This window comes from Pseudoxanthomonas sp. Root630, assembly GCF_001427585.1.
GTDB lineage: Bacteria > Pseudomonadota > Gammaproteobacteria > Xanthomonadales > Xanthomonadaceae > Pseudoxanthomonas_A.
Genome location: NZ_LMGY01000020.1, coordinates 18982 through 36850 on the forward strand (window position 1 = coordinate 18982; position 17869 = coordinate 36850).

The following is a 17869-nucleotide window of genomic DNA, read 5'->3' on the forward strand; positions in this document are numbered from 1 at the left end:
AGACTGGCTGACCCATATCTAGCCGGTTGCTCCAGCCGCTAGGGTCAGCACGTAGCCATGAACCGAGGCGGTCTTTCCCTGAGACACGTAGTGCTCGGCGGTTGCGCCTCCCAGCTCGATCAATGGAGCGTGGCGAAACCAGGTGATGGCGCGCTCGATGTCCAAGTCACTGGACTCGAGGAGTGTAGATATCACGCTAGCGGCGTTGCGCATGTAGTCCTGCAATAGCTCCGACTCCGGAACATGCGAGATGGCCTCTGGCGGGACGTGTGCCAGATCAGCCAGCGTCTCCAAGTCAACGCGGAACTGTTCGGCGAACAGCCTCGGGGAAATTATTCCGTTCTCACGAAGTCCCTGTAGGAAGCTAATTGATGCCTTCTTCTGAGCGAATGTCATGACTATGCCTTTGATGGAACTATCCGGTGCTGCCGCTCGAATTGCAGGAGTATTCGTTATGTCCGGCCGTAGGGTTCGTTAGGTTCGCGCTCCATTTAATGGCTGCCAGCTCTGCAAGTTATGGGTCCTCGGGCCAGCTAAACCTCGTGGAATGTCTCAGCGGTTCAAAGTCCCAATCACTCTGTTCGGGAAGTGCTTGTTCCGGTGAGGCCAACTGAATGCTGAGAACAGAGTCGCGAATGGACTCTGCCAGCCAGGCGACGTCTTCCACAGTGGGGAAATGTCTCGCGATCGTTGCGGCCCTTCGTCTGATGGAGACGGGAAGTGTTTCGTCACGCGCAATGTCGACAAGGAAGCACCCTGCCCACAACAGGGCTCGGGTCCGTTCATCTGGCATGGTCATGAGGTGGCCTCGAAATAGTCGGGTTAGAGGATGGCTTTAGCGGATATCAGGTAGTGAGACCGCGACTGCGCCCGTATCTAGCAACAGGAGGGCGTCAGCTAGAGCTCGAAGCTCGACGGCGCCGGAAGGCGTCAAGAGAAACTAGGTTGCCAGTGCCGCTAGTCTCTTGTCCGTCCAAGCCTGCCCAGTGGGCATCAAGCCAGCTCATGTCAGCGAGGTGATTGACATGCTCCAGGGTGGACAGGGCCAGCGGGCTGAGTGAGAGGCGATACTCGTGCTCCATCAGTTCCCTCAGCACATCCGCATCCTCCGGGTACCCTTGGGCAAAATGCGACATGGATCCATCGATCTGCCGGAGCAGGTGCAAGGCATGTTCGCCATCTGACCATTGCTCCCGTGGCCATGCCTGTCCTGCGTTTCGGAGCAGGGCGAACGTCATGCCTACTGCGCGCTGGAAGGACGACAATCCAACTCCCCACTGCACCAGCTCGGCATTCGTGATGGCCTTCTCCGCCAGGGAGCATGCCTTGCCGTCGATCTCGATGGTCGTGTTCCAGTAGTTGTAGAACAGCGGGCGCAGGGCAAAGACATCCTGGAGAAACTGCTGCATACCCGGGTGGCGGATCTGATCCACTAACGCGCGAAAGCGAGCGACCAGTTTCGCGGTGCCTGTGACCTCGGGGATCAGGTCGATGACTTGCAAGGCCGGCTGCCACTGGATGCGATCAATGACTGAGGTCAGTCCCACGGGATCGCCAAGGGGGTGGATGCTCACGGTGGCAGTCAGCACGGAGTCCGTGTTGGCTGCATCGAAGTGATGCCAGGTCCACGCGGCGAGCTCGCCGTCCGGATGGAGCACGCGTACCGACTGGAGGCCATCGCCACAGATCAGGCCAGGTTCGAGAACGGCATCGAAGGTGACGGGTTGGGTGATGAGGGGGTGCTTGTTCATGGGTCTTCCTTGGGTAAGTAGATGCCGAGTGGGTTCTGAGACGCAGGAGGGCTCGGCTCGTCGCAAGTGCGTCAAGCGGGGCTTGTTCGGCGGTTGGGGGGTGTTCTCGGCGGAGCCGCTACTGCTGCCGAAGTTGAGCGACCAAGGCTTCGAGCTGTTTGCGTGTCAGCACAGCCAAAGGAGTGGTCGTGCCCTGCGGGGCATCCTTCGTCCGGGGAGTGCTACTGGTCGGCATGGAGGAGGCGGTGACCAGGCCCGTGAAGGCCTTGCCGTCGTTGCGGGTCAGGTTCGGCACGTAGCGCGAGTAGACCCGGAACAACATTTCCGTATTGGCATGGCCCAAGGTCCGGGCCACCCACTCCGGATTCTCGCCCGAGGCCAGCATCAGCGTGGCTGCCGTGTGGCGGGTCTGGTAGGGCCTGCGGGGCGCCAAGCCCAGATGGCGAAGCAGGGGATGCCAGATCCGGTTGGTGAAGTTGACCAGGTTGATCGGATCACCGTTGCGCTGTGCAAAGACCCAGCGGCAGTCCTTAGCAACCAGCTTCCGCTGTTCAAGCAGGGCCGTGCGCACCAAGGGAACCATGGGGACATCCCTCATCGAGCCATCGGTCTTGGTGTTCTCCAACTTCCCTTTGACGATCGACTGGCGGACCAGGATCAGATCCTGCTCGAAGTCGATGTGCTTCCACTCCAGCGCATTGATCTCACCTGTCCGCATCCCCGTGAAGAAGCGGGTCGCCAAGTACGGATGCCAGTCTATGCGGACGGTACCGAGCGCACGGTGGACCTCATCCAGCGAAAGCGGTTGGATGTCGAGCTTGGGCAGGCGCAGCGGCTTGATGTTCCGGAACGGGGTGAGGAACTCGTAACGCTCGGAAGCCTCGGCCATCAACATGCGCAAGGGCGTCATGATGTGATTGATCCTCGACGGAGACAGGGCGCCACCACCTTTGCCGGTCTGCTTGCCCAGTTCGGCGCGAAAGGCCAGCAGGTCTGCTCGGGTTATTTCAGCCAGCGGCTTCTCACCCAGCTTGGGAAGGATGTGCTGATGCAGGGTCCCTTCAACCGTGTCGGCATGGGTTTGGCGCCAGCGCGGCAGGTTCTCTTGGTACCAGGTCCCGGCGAACTGCCCCAGCGTCGGTGTGGAGGGACCCCTATCCGGCGAGGCATGGCTGCGTGTCGCCACCGCCGTCGGAGTGGCCTGCATGTCGCCGTCAAACTGGCTGGCGCGAGGACTGTCTGGGAAGAACGCTCGGTAATCGAACGTTCCTTTGGCCATCTCGCGCTTGATGCGATTGGCGAAAGTTTCCAAGGTTCGACGGTTGGCTGGTGTGTCCTTCAGGGCGGTCTGCTCTTTGCACCGTTTGCCGCGGAACGAAAAGTCCAAGTAGAGGTTGTTGGTCTCAGGGCGCAAGCGAACCTTAGCCATGTGCCACGCCGCCATTTGCCATTGGGATCAGCGGGGTGTGGGCCGAGGAGGCAGTGTGAATGTCGCGCTCGATGGCCTCCCAGACGAAAAGGAGCTTCCGCCCGCCGAAAGGACGGATGTAGTGGATGCCCTCCAGCAGGACGCTATCTTTGAGGCGGTTGCGAATGGTTCGAACGTCGTAGTGGATGCGTTCCGACAACTGTTCAGTGGTAAGGTAAGTACTGCTCATCAATGCTCTCCTATGCGGATATCCGCTATCACGTGATAGTCAAAATCATCATTAGATGACGATATTAGCTATCGGATGACGAAAAGCAAGATCGTTTGATTATTTTAATAATCGGTATTCAGTCAATGTTAAGATTCAAGTTGCGGGAGCGGATAGCCGACCTCGAGTTCCGAGAGCGGAAGCGAGTCCAACTGCAGGAGATCGCAACCGCCACCGGCTTGAATCGGATGACGCTTTCAAAGCTCGTCAACCAGCATGGAGCAAATGTCCAAACGGACGTGCTCGACAAGCTATGTGCCTATTTCGGATGCCGGATCGAGGATCTGGTCGAGCATGTCCCGGACGAGTTGCAGGGACACTCGGATATCGTCCAGTGAGACGTGTATGGCCTAGGGTTTTGGCCGCGCGGGTGGACGCTGACAGGGGGCGGACATGAGTCTTGGGGCCAGCATCTGCTCAGATGCGGGGAAGAGGGAGTTGGCGACTTCGAACTTTCTGATCAAGTCCCTCGATCTGGATGTTTCCCTTGCCTCGCCCAGCCCATGCGGCGAGCTTGCGGCCGACGGCGTCAGGGTCGCTGCGGACAGCACATTCCCATACGACCGCAACGCGCCAACCGACATCGATCAAGGCGGAAATTGCCGTCTCGTCCCGTTCCTGATTGCGTCGCAGTTTCTCGTCCCAGAAGTCGGGGCGGGTTTTGGGAAGGCGAAAGTAGGGGCAGCCCGCGTGGCAATGCCAGAAGCAGCCATGCACAAACACGACCGCTTCCCATTTAGGCAAAACCAGATCGGGTTTGCCTGGCAGTCCCTTGGCATGCAATCGATATCTGAAGCCGGCTCGCCAGAGCTGCTTCCGCACCCGCAATTCCGGGCCGGTGTCCTTGCCCCGGATACGTGACATCAATGCGGAGCGCTTGTCAGCGCTCATCACGTCAACCATATCGTCAGAGTCCAGATCTTGTCCGCAGCACGTAAACGCAAACGCAGCACCATCGGTGTAATCGACATCTTCGCAGGCCCCGGCGGGTTGGGCGAGGGGTTCAGCGGCTTCGAAACCGTTCCCGGCTCCGGCATGCACCCGTTCGAACTTGCCGTTTCTGCCGAGATGGAGGCATCTGCCCATTCAACCTTGCGTCTGCGCGCGTTCTATCGACTGCTGGTTCGGCAGGAGGGAAGCGTGCCTCGAGACTACTTTGCCTACCTTGAAAAGGTAGCTAAGGGTGAAGCATTGCCGCCCTCCGTCCACTTCGGGGAGGGGAAATGGAAGCCGCTTTGGGATCAGGCCGAAGAGGAGGCCTTGAACCTGACACTGGGTGTGGAAAAAGACAATCGCGCCCTTCTTGATCGGATCGAGGCGGTGAAGGATGAGTTCGAGGAAATGATTCTGATCGGGGGCCCCCCATGCCAGGCGTATTCGCTTGTGGGGCGTTCCCGGCAGAAAAAAGTGAAAGGCTTCAGGAGCAAGGGCACAACGAAGCACTTCCTCTACAAGCAGTATCTCGACATCCTTGCGGAGTATTCGCCCGCCGTCTTCATCATGGAAAACGTCAAGGGCATCCTGACATCGAAAGTCGGGAACAATGAGATGTTCGCGGCCATCATGCGGGATCTGGCCGACCCATCCGCGGCGTTGTCTGGGTCCTCCCGACCAGGCAAGAAGGACAAGCGATACGTTCTTCTGCCCATCCACCTGGATGAAGCGCAGAAGCGAACCACCGAACTGGTAGCGGACAACCCTGCCGCCTTCATCATCCGCTGCGAAAACCATGGCATTCCACAGGCAAGGCATCGGGTGATCATCATGGGGATCCGCGAGGATCTGATGCATCCGGGCGTCGCTACGGTGCCGGGGCTGCCTGTATCTGACAGCGAGATCCCGATCGAAAAAGCGTTGGCAGGCCTGCCGAAACTACGGAGCGGATTGAGTCGACAGCAGGACGATCCGGAGCTGTGGAAATGGGCTATGGAGTCCGAGCGGGATTGGGTGCTAAAGGTTCTTGGGACGAGCATGCCGAATGTCTCTGGGCGGCTCAAGAAGCTGAAGCCATCCCACGGGTTGCCGCGCAGCTCTATCAGATACAGCGAAGGGACGAGTTGCTTTACGGAGAAGCTGCGGAACTCCGACCAGACGGTGGTTCTAAACCATGAAACTAGGGGCCACATGCAGTCGGATCTGGGCCGCTACATGTTCTGCGCGGCCTTCGCCAAGGAGCACAAGCGCTCGCCCTCCAGCGAGGAATTCCCGAAGCGGCTGGCCCCGGATCACAAGAATTGGGAATCCGGCGCATTCGCCGATCGCTTCCGAGTGCAGAGGCAGGACCGACCTTCAAATACCGTGACCAGCCATCTTTCCAAGGATGGTCACGCCTTCATTCATTGGGATCCAAAGCAATGTCGCAGCCTCACTGTTCGTGAAGCTGCACGTTTGCAAACCTTCCCGGACGACTATCTGTTCATGGGAAACCGGACCCAGCAATACATCCAGGTCGGAAATGCAGTTCCGCCAATGCTGGCGCGTGGAATTGCACAAGTGGTCTGGTCGATCATTAAAAAGTAAGGGGCATTCCGGGGGGATAACCAGATGAATGAAGGACCTGAGCACCTCCAAGGTATCGGTGCGGTGTAGTTTCCAAGATGGACGGAAGCACGAGCCATCCACCGCTCAAGCCGCTTCTGCGCCTTGCCATTTCGCAAGGCAACGCGGAGTTGGTGCGAACGTACTTGGAAAACGGCGGCAGTGCGGAGGCTCGCGATCAGCGTGGGCGATCGCCATTGATGCTCGCTGCGACGAAGGGCAATCTGAAGCTGTGTCGCCTTCTCTTGGAATACGGAGCAGATCCAAAGAGCACGGACGATGATGGGATTGATGCGATAAGAATCGCGAGGGCTGCTGGCCATATTGAAGTAGTCGAGTATTTGATGGAGTGCAGCGCCCCAGATTTTCCATCAGTGCCCTCCCCCGAAACAACGAGCGCGGACCCGCCGGACGGCGTGGAGTGGGCGTGGGAGGAAGAACAGGAAGTCAGCTCACCTGAAGACGACACGGCCCTCCGGATTGCCATTTCCGAGGTCGAAATGGAATTGGCCGCGCATCGCATCTTCGATGCCTATGAAGACTGGTCGGATCTCGAAGTTGATCTGCCGGACGTCCAGGATCTCAGGGCAAGACGCACTCTGTTCGACGGGGATGGAAGGAATCACCTAGCAGGTATTTTGGTGGATGGTCGCGATTACGGTTGCGTGAGGATTTCCCGCATACGCGAACTCGCACATGAAATGGAAGGATCGCGTGACGGGGAGCTTGCTGCACGACTCGAGCAAGTGGCCGGTGAACTTGGATTTGTCATCTCCGACGATGATTCGGAGTGGATGACGGAAGCTGAAGTTGAAGAGCTGTCGGAACCCGATGAAGAGCTCCTTGCTGACGTGGAGGCATATCTGCTCGAGCTGGCCTCTCGTGGAAACGATCCCGCGTTCCATTTGAGCAAGGCGTTGGAGCGGTCTGAACTGCTGGACCGGGAGGGGGAACAACGTATTGGACGGCTGATCGAGCTGTCTGTCGGAGATGCGTGCCGCGCGATCGCGAATAGCGAATCAGCAACAGACGTTCTCTTGGCCATTCGGGAGGAGCTGCTCTCAGGTAGGTTGCAGGTGGGCACGGTCAGCCGGATCGGCGAGCAGGAGCAGGAAGAAGGGGATGGCAATGGCGCAGCGCCACAGGAGGCGACACCCATTGATCAGGACTATGGCCCGGAAACTGGAGCGAATACCGGGGTAGAGAAATTCAATGGACTTCTCGACGAAGTGCAACAAATTAGTCAGCGAAGGAATCCCGCTTCCGATCGTGGCCGCGCAGACAACCGTCTTGTCGGAGCGGTTCTGGATCTCAAGCTCACCATCGCCGGCATCCGATGGGTCCACTCCAGATTGGCGAGTCTAGGCAACGAATGCCCGCCGTTGGCGGCTGCGATTGCAAAACTCGACGTACTCAGAACGGAAATGGTCGAAGCCAACCTGCGGCTCGTCGTTTCCATCGCAAAGAAGTACAGCTGGTCAGCCCTGTCCAGAATGGATCTCATCCAGGAAGGAAATCTTGGGCTCCTTCGTTCTGTCGAGAAATTCGATTGTTCCCGGGGAACAAAATTCTCCACCTACGCGACGTGGTGGATTCGACAGGCAGTCACGCGAGCGGTTGCGGACAAGGCCAGAACCATTCGGGTTCCGGTGCACATGCTGGAAAAGGTAGCCAAGCTGGATGCCGTGGCGCGAAGCATGGGGCTTGATACCGCCTCTGAGTTGCCTTTGGACGTCCTTGCAAGGAAATCCGCCATGCCGATGGCGGAAGTTGGCAAGGCCTTGGGCGTAGTTCGAGAGCCAGAGAACAGCGACGAATCAGAGGCGATCCGAGAGGCGGTCGAAGCGGTTCAAGACGAGATGGTGGGGCCGGAAGAATACGCGACCGCGCAGAACCTTATAGAGGTCATGCGGGTGTGTGTCTCGGCATTGCCTGAAAGGATGGCGGCTGTGATCAGCCATCGGTTCGGCCTGATCGATGGCCAACAAATGACGCTCGAAGAGGTGGGTCAGATGTTTGATTTGACACGCGAAAGAATCAGGCAGATCGAAAACAAGGCGCTTGTGAAACTTCGGAATCCTTCATACGCTCGCCAGCTGCGTACGTTCTGGGCCGACGATGACGATGAAGAGGCATGATCATGCTCAAGACCAGGAGTGCTCCACCGCGAGCCGACGGCACGATCGAAGCATTGAGAGGACTCGGCTATACGACGGAGACGGCGCTCGCCGATCTGATCGATAACAGCATCACAGCGGGCGCCACAAAGGTTGAGATCACATTCCACTGGGCAGGAAGCGACAGTTGGGTGACGATTTGCGATGACGGCCGGGGAATGTCCGACCCCGAGTTGGATAGGGCCATGAGATTGGCCGAAATGAATCCACTTCGAGTCCGGGATCCAGCGGATCTTGGCCGGTTCGGCATGGGCTTGAAGACGGCATCTTTCTCGCAATGCCGCCGGCTTACGGTAGCGAGCCGCAAGAATGGTGAGGTGAGCTGCCTGCGTTGGGATCTGGACTTCTTGGCCAACGATGACGAAGGTGGTTGGTATCTGCTGGAAGGGCCACACGAGGGTTCAGATGCAAAGCTTCATTCCCTGGAAGGGCTTGAAAATGGAACCTTGGTTCTATGGGAAGTTCTCGACAGAATCGTATCTGTAGGCTTCAGGGAGCGAGATTTCCTGGATCTCATAGACCGGGTAGAGCGTCACCTGGCCATGGTGTTCCATAGGTTTCTTGATCGTAGCGGACCTTCAATCGATCTCCGTATCAACGGACAGAGAGTCAGGGCATGGGATCCGTTTCTGTCATGGCATTCGGCAACTTGGCGGTCACCGGAAGTCCCAATCGGCGCGTCCGACTGGCGCGTCTATGCTCAGGCGTTTGTGCTTCCCCACAAGGACAGGCTGAGCGAAAAGGAATATGAGAATGCCGGAGGCCCCGAGGGTTGGTCATCGCAGCAAGGGCTGTATATCTACCGAGGCCGGAGGTTGCTGGTTGCGGGTAGCTGGCTTGGCTTGGGCCGCGGCAGATCGTGGTCGAAAGACGAATCCCACCGGCTGGCACGTATTCGCATTGATATCCCGAATAGCACCGATTCCGACTGGAAGATCGACATACGGAAGTCTACGGCGCACCCACCCGTACGGATCCGTGAACAGCTGACAAGGCTGGCCGAAGACGTCCGCGATAGGGCGCGCAGGGTATTTCTTCACCGCGCCCAAGCGAATACGTCCTTGGTGCGGGGCGAGCAAGTGGCGCCGGTATGGGTTTCGGAGAATCTGGCTTCCGGTCGCCGGTATCGAGTGGATCGTTCGCATCCAGTAGTTCGGTCCCTCTTGGAAGAGGGTGGGGATATAGCAAGAAGAGCGGAAGCGTTGCTCCGTGTGCTCGAGGAAACCATTCCGGTGCAGCGGATCTGGCTGGACACCGCCGAGACCGGTGAGCAGCCAAAAGGGGGCTTTACCACGGAACCGGATTCGTCGGTTCTGGAAGTGTTGAGCGTCCTGTATCGGAACCTTGTCCTCCGTAAAGGTATGGCGCCGGCGATGGCGCGTCGACAACTGTTGGTGACCGAGCCCTTTGACTTGCATCCCGACTTGGTAATGGGCCTGCCCGACAATGTCGCCGCCGACTGACTGCGTAACACAGGGAACACAATGAACGATTCGAATTCAAGCCGCGTAGTCAAGATTGTTCAAGAGCTTCTCCTCGACGAAGAGGACAAGTCCGTCATCACTCCGGCATTGATCGCAGAAAAGATCGATCTGGTTTTGCGGATGCACGCGAAATGGGCAGAAGCGCTTGATCGTGAAGCTGTGACAGACGAGTTGATACGCCGATTCAGCGTCTGGATAGGCGAAGACACCTCGCTTGTGGATTCGTCGGGTCATGAGCCTTGGCTTGATGCAGCGAGAAAGCAGGATTGGCGCTACTGGCAGCGCTATAGGGAGCTCCAGGAGAAGAAGTTGTCATGGAAGGCAGTGGACGCTTTGGACAAGTCCACAGACAGAATCCTTAGCATGCTCGAAGACCCAATGCGTCCGGGCATGTGGGACCGTCGTGGGTTGGTCGTAGGTCATGTTCAGTCAGGCAAGACCGCAAACTACACCGGTCTTGTTTGCAAGGCGGCAGATGCCCAGTACAAGGTCATCATCGTGCTGGCCGGTCTGCACAACAATCTCCGGTCTCAGACACAGATCCGTCTCGAGGAGGGGTTTCTTGGATACGAGACCAATGGCGCCACGAATGTTCAGCGCCGCATAGGCGTAGGGCTCATTGACACGGACCAATCGATCAATCCTAACTGCGCAACGACGCGGGCCAACAATGGAGATTTTGGCGGCCGTGCTGCCACACAACTTGCGATCTCTCCAGAGCAAAGGCCTTGGCTATTTGTCGTCAAGAAAAACAAGTCTGTTCTCGTCCAGTTGTTGAAATGGATCCAGAACCATGTTGCCGACATGCCGATCGCTTCGGATGATTCATTCACCGCGGAAAAGGATCAATTGCCGCGAGTAAAGAAGCGGGTAACCAAGCTTCCGCTTCTCATCATCGACGACGAAGCGGACAACGCCTCCGTGGACACAGGTGAGACCGTCGTCGATGCAGACGGAAATCCTGACGACGAGCATCAGCCCACGACGATCAACCGCTTGATCCGTCGAATACTCCATTCGTTCTCGAGAGCGGCGTATGTCGGATACACGGCCACGCCGTTCGCGAACATCTTCATTCACGAGCGTGGTACGACCAAGTCGGAGGGGCCGGATCTCTTCCCCTCCGCTTTCATCCAGAATCTCGCCGCGCCGTCTAACTATGTCGGTCCGGGGACAGTGTTCGGGCGTCCTGGGCCGAATGGTAGGGAAGGCCAGCTCCCTCTCATCAAGGAGGTGGCGGACTACATGTCCGAGGATGAAAAGTCGGGTTGGATGCCAGGGAAGCACAAGTCCGTTCATGTTCCAATGTATTCGAGCTCCGATGCGCTTCCGCCAAGTTTGAAGACTGCGCTGAACTCCTTTCTGCTTGCATGCAGTGCCAGGGAACTCCGTGGCCAAGGAGGCGAGCACAGCTCAATGCTTATTCATGTGACCAGGTTCAACTCGGTCCAAGCAGCCGTCCATCAGCAAGTCGCTGAATACATGCAGGACGTGCGGCAGAGGATAAGCCGCCAGATTGGCCACGAGGCAATCATCGAGCAGCTTCGGGAGCTTTGGGAGACTGACTTCCTGCCCGCGACGCAGCAAATTCGCCTGGCAGGGGTCGGCAATGTTCCGGAAGAAGACCCGGAATGGACGGACATCGTCGGCGTTCTGCCAGATGTAATGCATGACATCGATGTTCGAATGATCAACGGCACCGCAAAGGACGTGCTGGACTACGAGGAAAGCAAAGCCAAAGGACTGAAGGTTATTGCCATCGGTGGAGACAAGCTCGCCCGCGGCCTGACGCTTGAAGGACTGTGCACAAGCTACTTCCTTCGTGCGTCCAGGATGTACGACACACTGATGCAAATGGGTCGGTGGTTCGGCTATCGGCCGGGCTATCTTGACCTTAGCCGTCTCTACACCTCTTCAGATCTTGTCCGCTGGTTCCGACATGTTTCGGATGCGGCCACGGAACTGCGTGAGGAATTTGACCTGATGGCGAATTCCGGTGCGACGCCGAGGGAATATGGACTAAAGGTCCAGTCGCACCCCGAGCTTCTGGTTACTTCGCAGATAAAGATGCGGAGTGCCCGCACCTTGCAGCTATCGTTCAGTGGTCAACTGATGCAAACGGTATCTCTGCCACGCCGGAAGTCCGAAATTCAGAAGAATTTCGATGCGGCCTCAAGGCTTTTCGGAGCACTTGGTCCATCGGCGGGAGAGGCTTTCGAGCGCAGATTCGGTGCAACCAGCCATCAGTGGAATGGCCATCTATGGAAGGATGTGCCGCATTCTCACATTGTCGATTTCCTGCAGGGATATAGGACCAATGAAGCCGCTCATCGTGTCAACAGTGCCGCTCTGTCGGACTTCATCCGGACGATGGCCGGCTCCGGCGAGCTGACAAAATGGACGGTTGCTCTATTGGGAGTTCGCACTGGAAGGCCGTCTGAGCTTGCGCCTGGGGTGTCGGTGAACATGGCCAAGCGAACAGGCGATTCCCAATTCGATGATCGATACGCGATCGGAGTGCTGTTGGACCCCAAGGACGAATCGATTGGCCTGGACGAAGGCCAGTGGAATGCGGCGCTTGAGTTGACAGCGGAGGCATGGATAAAAAGCGGGAAAGCCGGACAGCCGGAGATCCCCAGTGGGCCTGCTATCAGGAGGGTCAGGGGCCTTGGGGCACCTGGAGCACTACCACGGCCCGACGAAGGGCTTCTGGTCGTCTATGTGCTGGACCCGGGAGGTGCCGGCCTCGACTTCGAAGTCGGGACGTCTGGCATTGTGGCTTTTGGCATCAGTTTCCCAGGAAGCAAATCGAACGTGAAGGTCGACTACAAGATCAACAATGTCGCCTGGGAGCTTGAGTATGGCGCTTCAGAATGAGCAGGATCAGCTGACCGCAGCGTGGCGTGCTCTCGGAGCTGAAAGCGGCCAAGGCTGGAGAGTTATCGAGCTTGTTCGGAAATTAAACTGTACCGTCCACGCAGGGCGGCGGGCGCCGGGCAATGAGGAATCGCTACTGATTGGCATCGAAGGCTCTCCGGTCGGACGGGATGTCCCGCTGCCAAGGGGGCAGGGATTCAGCCTTACCCGGACCGAAACCATTGATGCGGCTACTGGGCGGACATGGTTCGCACTCGCTCGCAATATTGGTGGGCAACTGGGGCTTTTTACACTGATGGCCGCAGATCTGGTGGCGCTACTTGCTCAAGCGGGTGACGAGGACCCAAGCCGCATCTACTCCGCCTTGATGGCCCGCATTCGTTCATGGCAGGAGTTCATGAAGCGGGACCGCACCGGCGTGCTATCAGCGGAAGAGGAAGTTGGCCTGTTCGGGGAATTACTTGTGTTTAAGGACATCTTGAAGAGCGGCATGAACGCATCGGATGTCATTGATTCTTGGGAAGGTCCAGCGGATGGTTTGCACGACTTCCTGATCGGGACCGGGGCAGTCGAAGTCAAGTCGACGGTTTCCCCAGTGGGATTTGTCGCGGAAATTGCAAACCTCGATCAACTGGATGACAGCTTACGACGCCCCCTGTATGTGGGTGCGGTTCGCCTCTCGCAGACAAGCAGCGGACAGACATTGCCGGAGCTTTGTGACGAACTGGCGCAGGTTGTCCAGGAAGCTGCGGGAGCGACGACGGCATTGGGGAGCAAACTCTTATCGGCGGGCTACATCGAGGCCATGCGGGAGAGGTACACGCGTAGATTCGTCCAAGTCCATCTTGGCTATAGATTGATTCGCGATGATTCGCCTCGTTTGACTAGATCCAATGTTCCTGCGGCTGTGCAACGCGTCAAATACGCGATGGATCTTGGCGCCATACCTGAAGTGGCGACGAGATGCGAAGAAATCATTGAAAGTCTTGGGGTGAATGTCGCGTGGAACTGATCGAATTCCTTGTCCAAACCCGCGCCGAAGTGAGCGATGAAATTGCGGAGCGGATGACCATATCCGGTACTCCGTATCCGTATCCCGAGCTCGTATTCTCCGAAATCGTCATGCGCCATATGGAAGATGTGGGGATGACGTATGAGCCGCAGGTCTGCTACTACGACACCAAGGTTGGTAATGCCAACATCAAGCTGAGCGGCTATTCGGTTTCTGAGGATGACGACAGACTCGATCTGTTTGTCAGCATCTACATGAACGCGGAGACGCTGCAATCGGTGCCGGATTCGATAACCCATAAGGCGGCCGAGCAGTGCCTGCGGTTCTTGTCGCTATCGGCGCAAGGGAAACTTGCGTCAACCATGGACCCTTCGAATGACGCCCATGAGCTGGCCGTGCACATTGAAAATGGTTATGCGGGCTTGGACGAAATCAGGATCTATGTCCTGACCGATGGCCAAGTCAAAGCCAAGAACTTCAAATCTCGGGAGATCAACGGTAAGACCGTCAGGCTGGAAGTGATGGACATCGAGCGGCTTCATCGCCACTGGTCGGAAGGCAAACCGCGGGACGAGCTTGTTGTGAACTTCGACGATGTCGCTGGCGGACCATTGCCCTGTGTCTATATTGAGGGAAATCCGAGTACCTACGACTATGCGATGACCGTCTTTCCGGGCGATGTCCTCAGATTCCTCTATGAAAAGTACGGCGCCCGCCTTCTTGAGGCCAACGTCCGGTCGTTTCTAAGTGCCACGGGAAAGGTCAACAAGGGGATCCAGGCGACACTTCGTTCGGACCCAGAGAAGTTCGTTGCCTATAACAACGGTATCGTCATCGTCGCAGATGAGGCCAGACTGGGGCAGACCAAACAGAGTGGCCCAGGAATCGCATGGCTCAAGGGTATGCAGATCGTCAACGGCGGTCAGACTACCGCTTCGATCTATTTCACCAAGAAGAAGTATTCCGAGATCGACCTTGGGAAGGTCCGTGTGCCTGCCAAGGTGGTTGTCTTGAAGACTGACGACCCTGCGGCTGAAGAAGCGATGATCTCGGACATCTCACGATATGCCAACAGCCAGAACACAGTGAAGCAATCTGACTTGTCGGCAAATTCTCCTTTCCATGTGGAGCTGGAGAAACTGTCCAACAGGATCTATTGCCCGGATGGTGTTGGCCGCTGGTTCTACGAGCGAGCTGCGGGCAGCTACACGACCATGCTGGCGCGGGAGGGATCGACGCCGGCCAAGTACCGCAACTTGAAGACGGTCGTGGTGCCGCCTGCTCGCCGCCTGACTAAGACTGACCTTGCAAAATTCTTAAATGCCTGGGATGGTCGACCGGACCTCGCGAGCTTGGGCGGACAGAAGAACTTCGCGCGCTTCATGGATGAGATTCGAGACAAGGAGGAGCAGGGTGTATCCGCGATTCCAGACGTCCAAGGCTACAAGCGCATGATTGCCAAGGTCATCTTGTTCAAGCGCGTTCATTCGCTTGTGCGCCCCATGTTTCCCGCGTTTCAGGGCAACGTTGCGATCTACATTGTCTCGATGATTTCCCGCTTGTACGCGAGCAAGGTCGATCTCGACAAGATTTGGGAGCAGCAGGACGTTTCAGATGCCTTCAAGAGTCAGATCCGGATATGGGCGGTAGAGGTGAATCAGGCACTCCATGCGTCTGCCAACGGCCGGATGATTTCAGAGTGGGCAAAGAAGGAGGAGTGTTGGGTATCGGTCCAGAAAGTTGCCTTGTCCTCGCCAGGCGCTCTCATACCAGAGATATTGCCAGTAAAGTGACCCTTGGTTTTCTTCGGTCATCTTGTACGTTGCCTTCGTGCCGAGCGGCTCTTTGGTCTTCCCGGGTCAGATCCCTATCGGTCAACAAAAACGGGCTGCTCGGGATCTGTTCGCAAGCTAATGTGATCGCCATGCCACTTGCTCAGGGCTTGTGACTGAGCAACCGTAATTGCGTCGTCGGCAATAGCATCAATACCGCAGAGTTCGATCCACTTCCAAGATTCAACTCCGTCTACAGTGACTTTGCATCTTGAACTAAAGATCTCCTCAATGCGGTCTGCAGTCTTCTGCGCAACGTCGAACGCTTCACCTGGATCGGAAGCTGTGCTGTACATCAGCGTGATATACAGGGAATAGGTATCAGCTGCACCGTTCCGCGGAACCTCGTGCCCTTCGTCGATATCAAAAAACATCGCGGATATGTAGGCCCCTGAATCCTTGAACGCCTTTGCAATGCGCTCTTTGACTCCGGTCTCTTCGTTGAGCCGTCGATCGAATTCATCGGGGAATGCCGAGCGGTGGTAGCGTGACGCAAGCCAGAGCTGGAGAGTTCGCCTTTCCCGTGGGCTCATGCGAATCTCGTCTCGCGGGACGAATGCCGCGAGGGATGGCATTCCGGGTCTGAGTTTTGGCAGCGACCGTTTATTCGAACCGGTAAGAGCAACAAAGCGAGGCGCTGGTCCTGCAGTGCACTCTAAATGAAGGGTCCGCGTGTTCTTTCCGTGACTGTAGTTGCCATCGAGCTTCTCAATGAACTTGCCAATCAGAATCTCGACTTCGGGCTCTGATTCGGGAGGCTGGGCAAGGTCACAGTCATGGCTGATGACGACTATGGCGGTATCCTGATCGCCATCATGGGCGATTCCAAACGCCGTCGCCGCTTCGTGGGATAGGAACATCCCTTGGCGCCATGGCGTATCGCGCCCCCATTCCGGGACATTGGCATCGCTCAAGTCAGGCTGATTCATCCGGGTATGGCGAACCAATCTCGCTGATGTCTATGGGTTTCCGAACCCGTCCAGCCAAGCGCTGTGAAATCGAATTGCGCTGGCGCACTTCTCGCTCAAGCATGGAGATGAGTTTCTTGACTGCGTCCTCAGGCGTGGAGCCTTCGCGGATCGCCTCAAAAATCGTCTTTCCACCGGGCAGTTTTCGCGTCAACGGACGGAGGGCGCCGGAAATCCCGGAGGCAACCAGCAAGTCAGAAGCCTTCGCGAGCTCTTCGAGTCGCGCCTCGTTATGGGGGGCGACAATCTGTCCCGACTGCCAGTTGTAGATGGTTTGCCTCGACACTCCGACAAGCACCGCGAGTTCAATGGTTGTTGGACGTAGTACATGGCGAACGCGAGCCAGGTTCTCCGTGGAACTCCGGACCAGTTGACGGGATATTGCTTTGAATTCGCCCCCCCGGAATTCGAACTCCTGCAATCGATATCCGCGGTCGTTTCTTGCGGCCACGTAGTCCGCAGTCAAAAGGCCCCCCGTTCCAACGACGAAGGCGGCAACCAATCCACCGGATAGGAAACGTGAGGCGGGGATCGGCTGAGCCTCAGCTGCCTGAGGCTTATCGGCAACCATCTTTTCCAAGAGCCTCGCCCTGGCGATCGCGTCACCAACAGCAAAGCGATGATCGTCGCCTGTACGCAAATTGCTCATCACCACCCCCTCATTCGTTCCATGCCTTTGATGCGTGCGGCATTACCGATGCTTTGAAGCAACCGCTAGCCAAGTCATGGAGCTTGTCCATGTGTGTGCCAATCTCGTCCAGATCAAATGGCCTCCTTTCAGCACAGGAGCCGTCCGTGTCTAGGATTGCATGCTCTCCTTTGAAAGAGCTAAACCGGTTCAAAAGGTTCAGGCCAAGTGGCTGCAGGTCGGGCGGAAAGCCGATACCACCTTCCTGAATTACTGTCCGGCTTGTGACTCTGCCCACATTCTCGGCTATCAGTAGGCTTTCCGAGAATGAGTAAGCAAATTGCGCCGTCGGCATGCACGTGGGCAGGCCCAGTAGCTGGGGTACCAAGTAATCGCTCAAGGATTCCCCGGCCTTGGGCATCACTGCGTCGAGATATCGAAGTCCTAGCCGCTCCGCAAATGCCAGTCCTCCTACTGCTGTGGACAGGATTTCGAGCCCCTTTCGCAATTCCGCCCAGAACGCTTCGAAGTTCTGGTAGTCCGTCGTCTGGAATGCCAGGCCGTTAGCCGTCATGACGAAGCCACTGGTGCTGTCGATGTTTGTGAAAACAAACATCTCAATCCGTTCGCTCGGCAATTGTTCGGAGGGGGCGCCTTCATTGCCAGCCAGTGCCTGATTCAGGTTGAACGCCACCCTGAGGGTGCGCTTGAAGCCTGGGTAGCCGGCCTTGCGCATGCTCTCCTGGATGGCGGGTATGTAGTTCTCCAGGCTCAGCAGTGGGTTGTGTTGAATCTGGCCCAGTGAAAAAAACACAGGCGCGTTCTTGAGCTTGGCACCCATATGAACCCCGATTGACAATCCAGTTGTCACTTTACATAGTACTTGTCACTTGGACAACGAGGTC

15 protein-coding genes are annotated in these 17869 nt (G+C 57.1%); 7 read left to right on the plus strand and 8 right to left on the minus strand.

Features of this window, described 5'->3' with window-relative positions:
* Positions 1 to 18: 18 nt before the first annotated feature.
* The 4 genes from ASD72_RS18705 to ASD72_RS18720 all read right to left on the minus strand — a co-directional run bounded on the left by ASD72_RS18705 (position 19) and on the right by ASD72_RS18720 (position 3409).
* A complete protein-coding gene (locus ASD72_RS18705) occupies positions 19 to 396 on the minus strand; it encodes a hypothetical protein (protein ID WP_056881495.1) in 378 nt (125 codons plus the stop codon).
* 497 nt (positions 397 to 893) lie between these two features.
* Complete coding sequence (locus ASD72_RS18710; RefSeq protein ID WP_056881496.1) at positions 894 to 1751, minus strand: hypothetical protein; 858 nt, start codon at positions 1749 to 1751, stop codon at positions 894 to 896.
* 118 nt (positions 1752 to 1869) lie between these two features.
* On the minus strand, positions 1870 to 3180 hold the full coding sequence (locus ASD72_RS18715) for a DUF3596 domain-containing protein (RefSeq protein ID WP_081420481.1): 1311 nt from the start codon (positions 3178 to 3180) through the stop codon (positions 1870 to 1872).
* Positions 3173 to 3409, minus strand: coding sequence for a hypothetical protein (locus ASD72_RS18720; RefSeq protein WP_056881497.1), 237 nt, complete (start codon positions 3407 to 3409; stop codon positions 3173 to 3175). Before ASD72_RS18720 ends, ASD72_RS18715 begins: the two co-directional genes overlap by 8 nt.
* Before the next feature lie 125 nt (positions 3410 to 3534).
* Here ASD72_RS18720 and ASD72_RS18725 point away from each other — a divergent pair, with 125 nt between their 5' ends.
* Positions 3535 to 3786 (plus strand): helix-turn-helix transcriptional regulator, encoded by a 252-nt coding sequence (locus tag ASD72_RS18725; RefSeq protein WP_056881498.1) that lies wholly within the window; start codon positions 3535 to 3537, stop codon positions 3784 to 3786.
* Between the two features lie 79 nt (positions 3787 to 3865).
* On the opposite strand, the gene ASD72_RS20725 is transcribed toward ASD72_RS18725, so the two are convergent.
* Positions 3866 to 4339, minus strand: a complete 474-nt coding sequence (locus ASD72_RS20725; protein ID WP_235578063.1) for a very short patch repair endonuclease — start codon at positions 4337 to 4339, stop codon at positions 3866 to 3868.
* Between the two features lie 30 nt (positions 4340 to 4369).
* Between ASD72_RS20725 and ASD72_RS18735 the strand changes: the two genes are divergently transcribed.
* The 6 genes from ASD72_RS18735 to ASD72_RS18760 all read left to right on the plus strand — a co-directional run bounded on the left by ASD72_RS18735 (position 4370) and on the right by ASD72_RS18760 (position 15329).
* The gene (locus ASD72_RS18735; protein WP_056881500.1) at positions 4370 to 5968 is read left to right on the plus strand and encodes a DNA cytosine methyltransferase; all 1599 of its coding nucleotides are present in this window, start codon (positions 4370 to 4372) and stop codon (positions 5966 to 5968) included.
* A gap of 77 nt (positions 5969 to 6045) precedes the next feature.
* On the plus strand, positions 6046 to 8124 hold the full coding sequence (locus ASD72_RS18740) for a sigma-70 family RNA polymerase sigma factor (protein WP_081420466.1): 2079 nt from the start codon (positions 6046 to 6048) through the stop codon (positions 8122 to 8124).
* Positions 8121 to 9626, plus strand: a complete 1506-nt coding sequence (locus tag ASD72_RS18745; protein ID WP_200948936.1) for an ATP-binding protein — start codon at positions 8121 to 8123, stop codon at positions 9624 to 9626. The genes ASD72_RS18740 and ASD72_RS18745 overlap by 4 nt, the downstream gene beginning before the upstream one ends.
* 21 nt (positions 9627 to 9647) lie before the next feature.
* Complete coding sequence (locus tag ASD72_RS18750) at positions 9648 to 12524, plus strand: Z1 domain-containing protein (protein ID WP_056881503.1); 2877 nt, start codon at positions 9648 to 9650, stop codon at positions 12522 to 12524.
* On the plus strand, positions 12508 to 13536 hold the full coding sequence (locus ASD72_RS18755; RefSeq protein ID WP_162250411.1) for a PD-(D/E)XK motif protein: 1029 nt from the start codon (positions 12508 to 12510) through the stop codon (positions 13534 to 13536). Before ASD72_RS18750 ends, ASD72_RS18755 begins: the two co-directional genes overlap by 17 nt.
* Entirely contained in the window at positions 13527 to 15329 is a 1803-nt protein-coding gene (locus ASD72_RS18760; protein ID WP_056881505.1) for an AIPR family protein, read from the plus strand. The genes ASD72_RS18755 and ASD72_RS18760 overlap by 10 nt, the downstream gene beginning before the upstream one ends.
* 74 nt (positions 15330 to 15403) lie before the next feature.
* Here ASD72_RS18760 and ASD72_RS21345 read toward each other — a convergent pair whose 3' ends face one another.
* Genes ASD72_RS21345 through ASD72_RS18775 form a run of 3 tightly spaced genes read right to left on the minus strand, consistent with a single transcriptional unit; the run spans position 15404 to position 17805 of the window.
* Complete coding sequence (locus tag ASD72_RS21345) at positions 15404 to 16297, minus strand: hypothetical protein (RefSeq protein ID WP_200948937.1); 894 nt, start codon at positions 16295 to 16297, stop codon at positions 15404 to 15406.
* A complete protein-coding gene (locus ASD72_RS18770) occupies positions 16284 to 16985 on the minus strand; it encodes a hypothetical protein (protein ID WP_056881507.1) in 702 nt (233 codons plus the stop codon). The genes ASD72_RS21345 and ASD72_RS18770 overlap by 14 nt, the downstream gene beginning before the upstream one ends.
* 10 nt (positions 16986 to 16995) lie before the next feature.
* Positions 16996 to 17805, minus strand: a complete 810-nt coding sequence (locus ASD72_RS18775; RefSeq protein WP_056881508.1) for a TIGR04255 family protein — start codon at positions 17803 to 17805, stop codon at positions 16996 to 16998.
* Between the last annotated feature and the right edge of the window lie 64 nt (positions 17806 to 17869).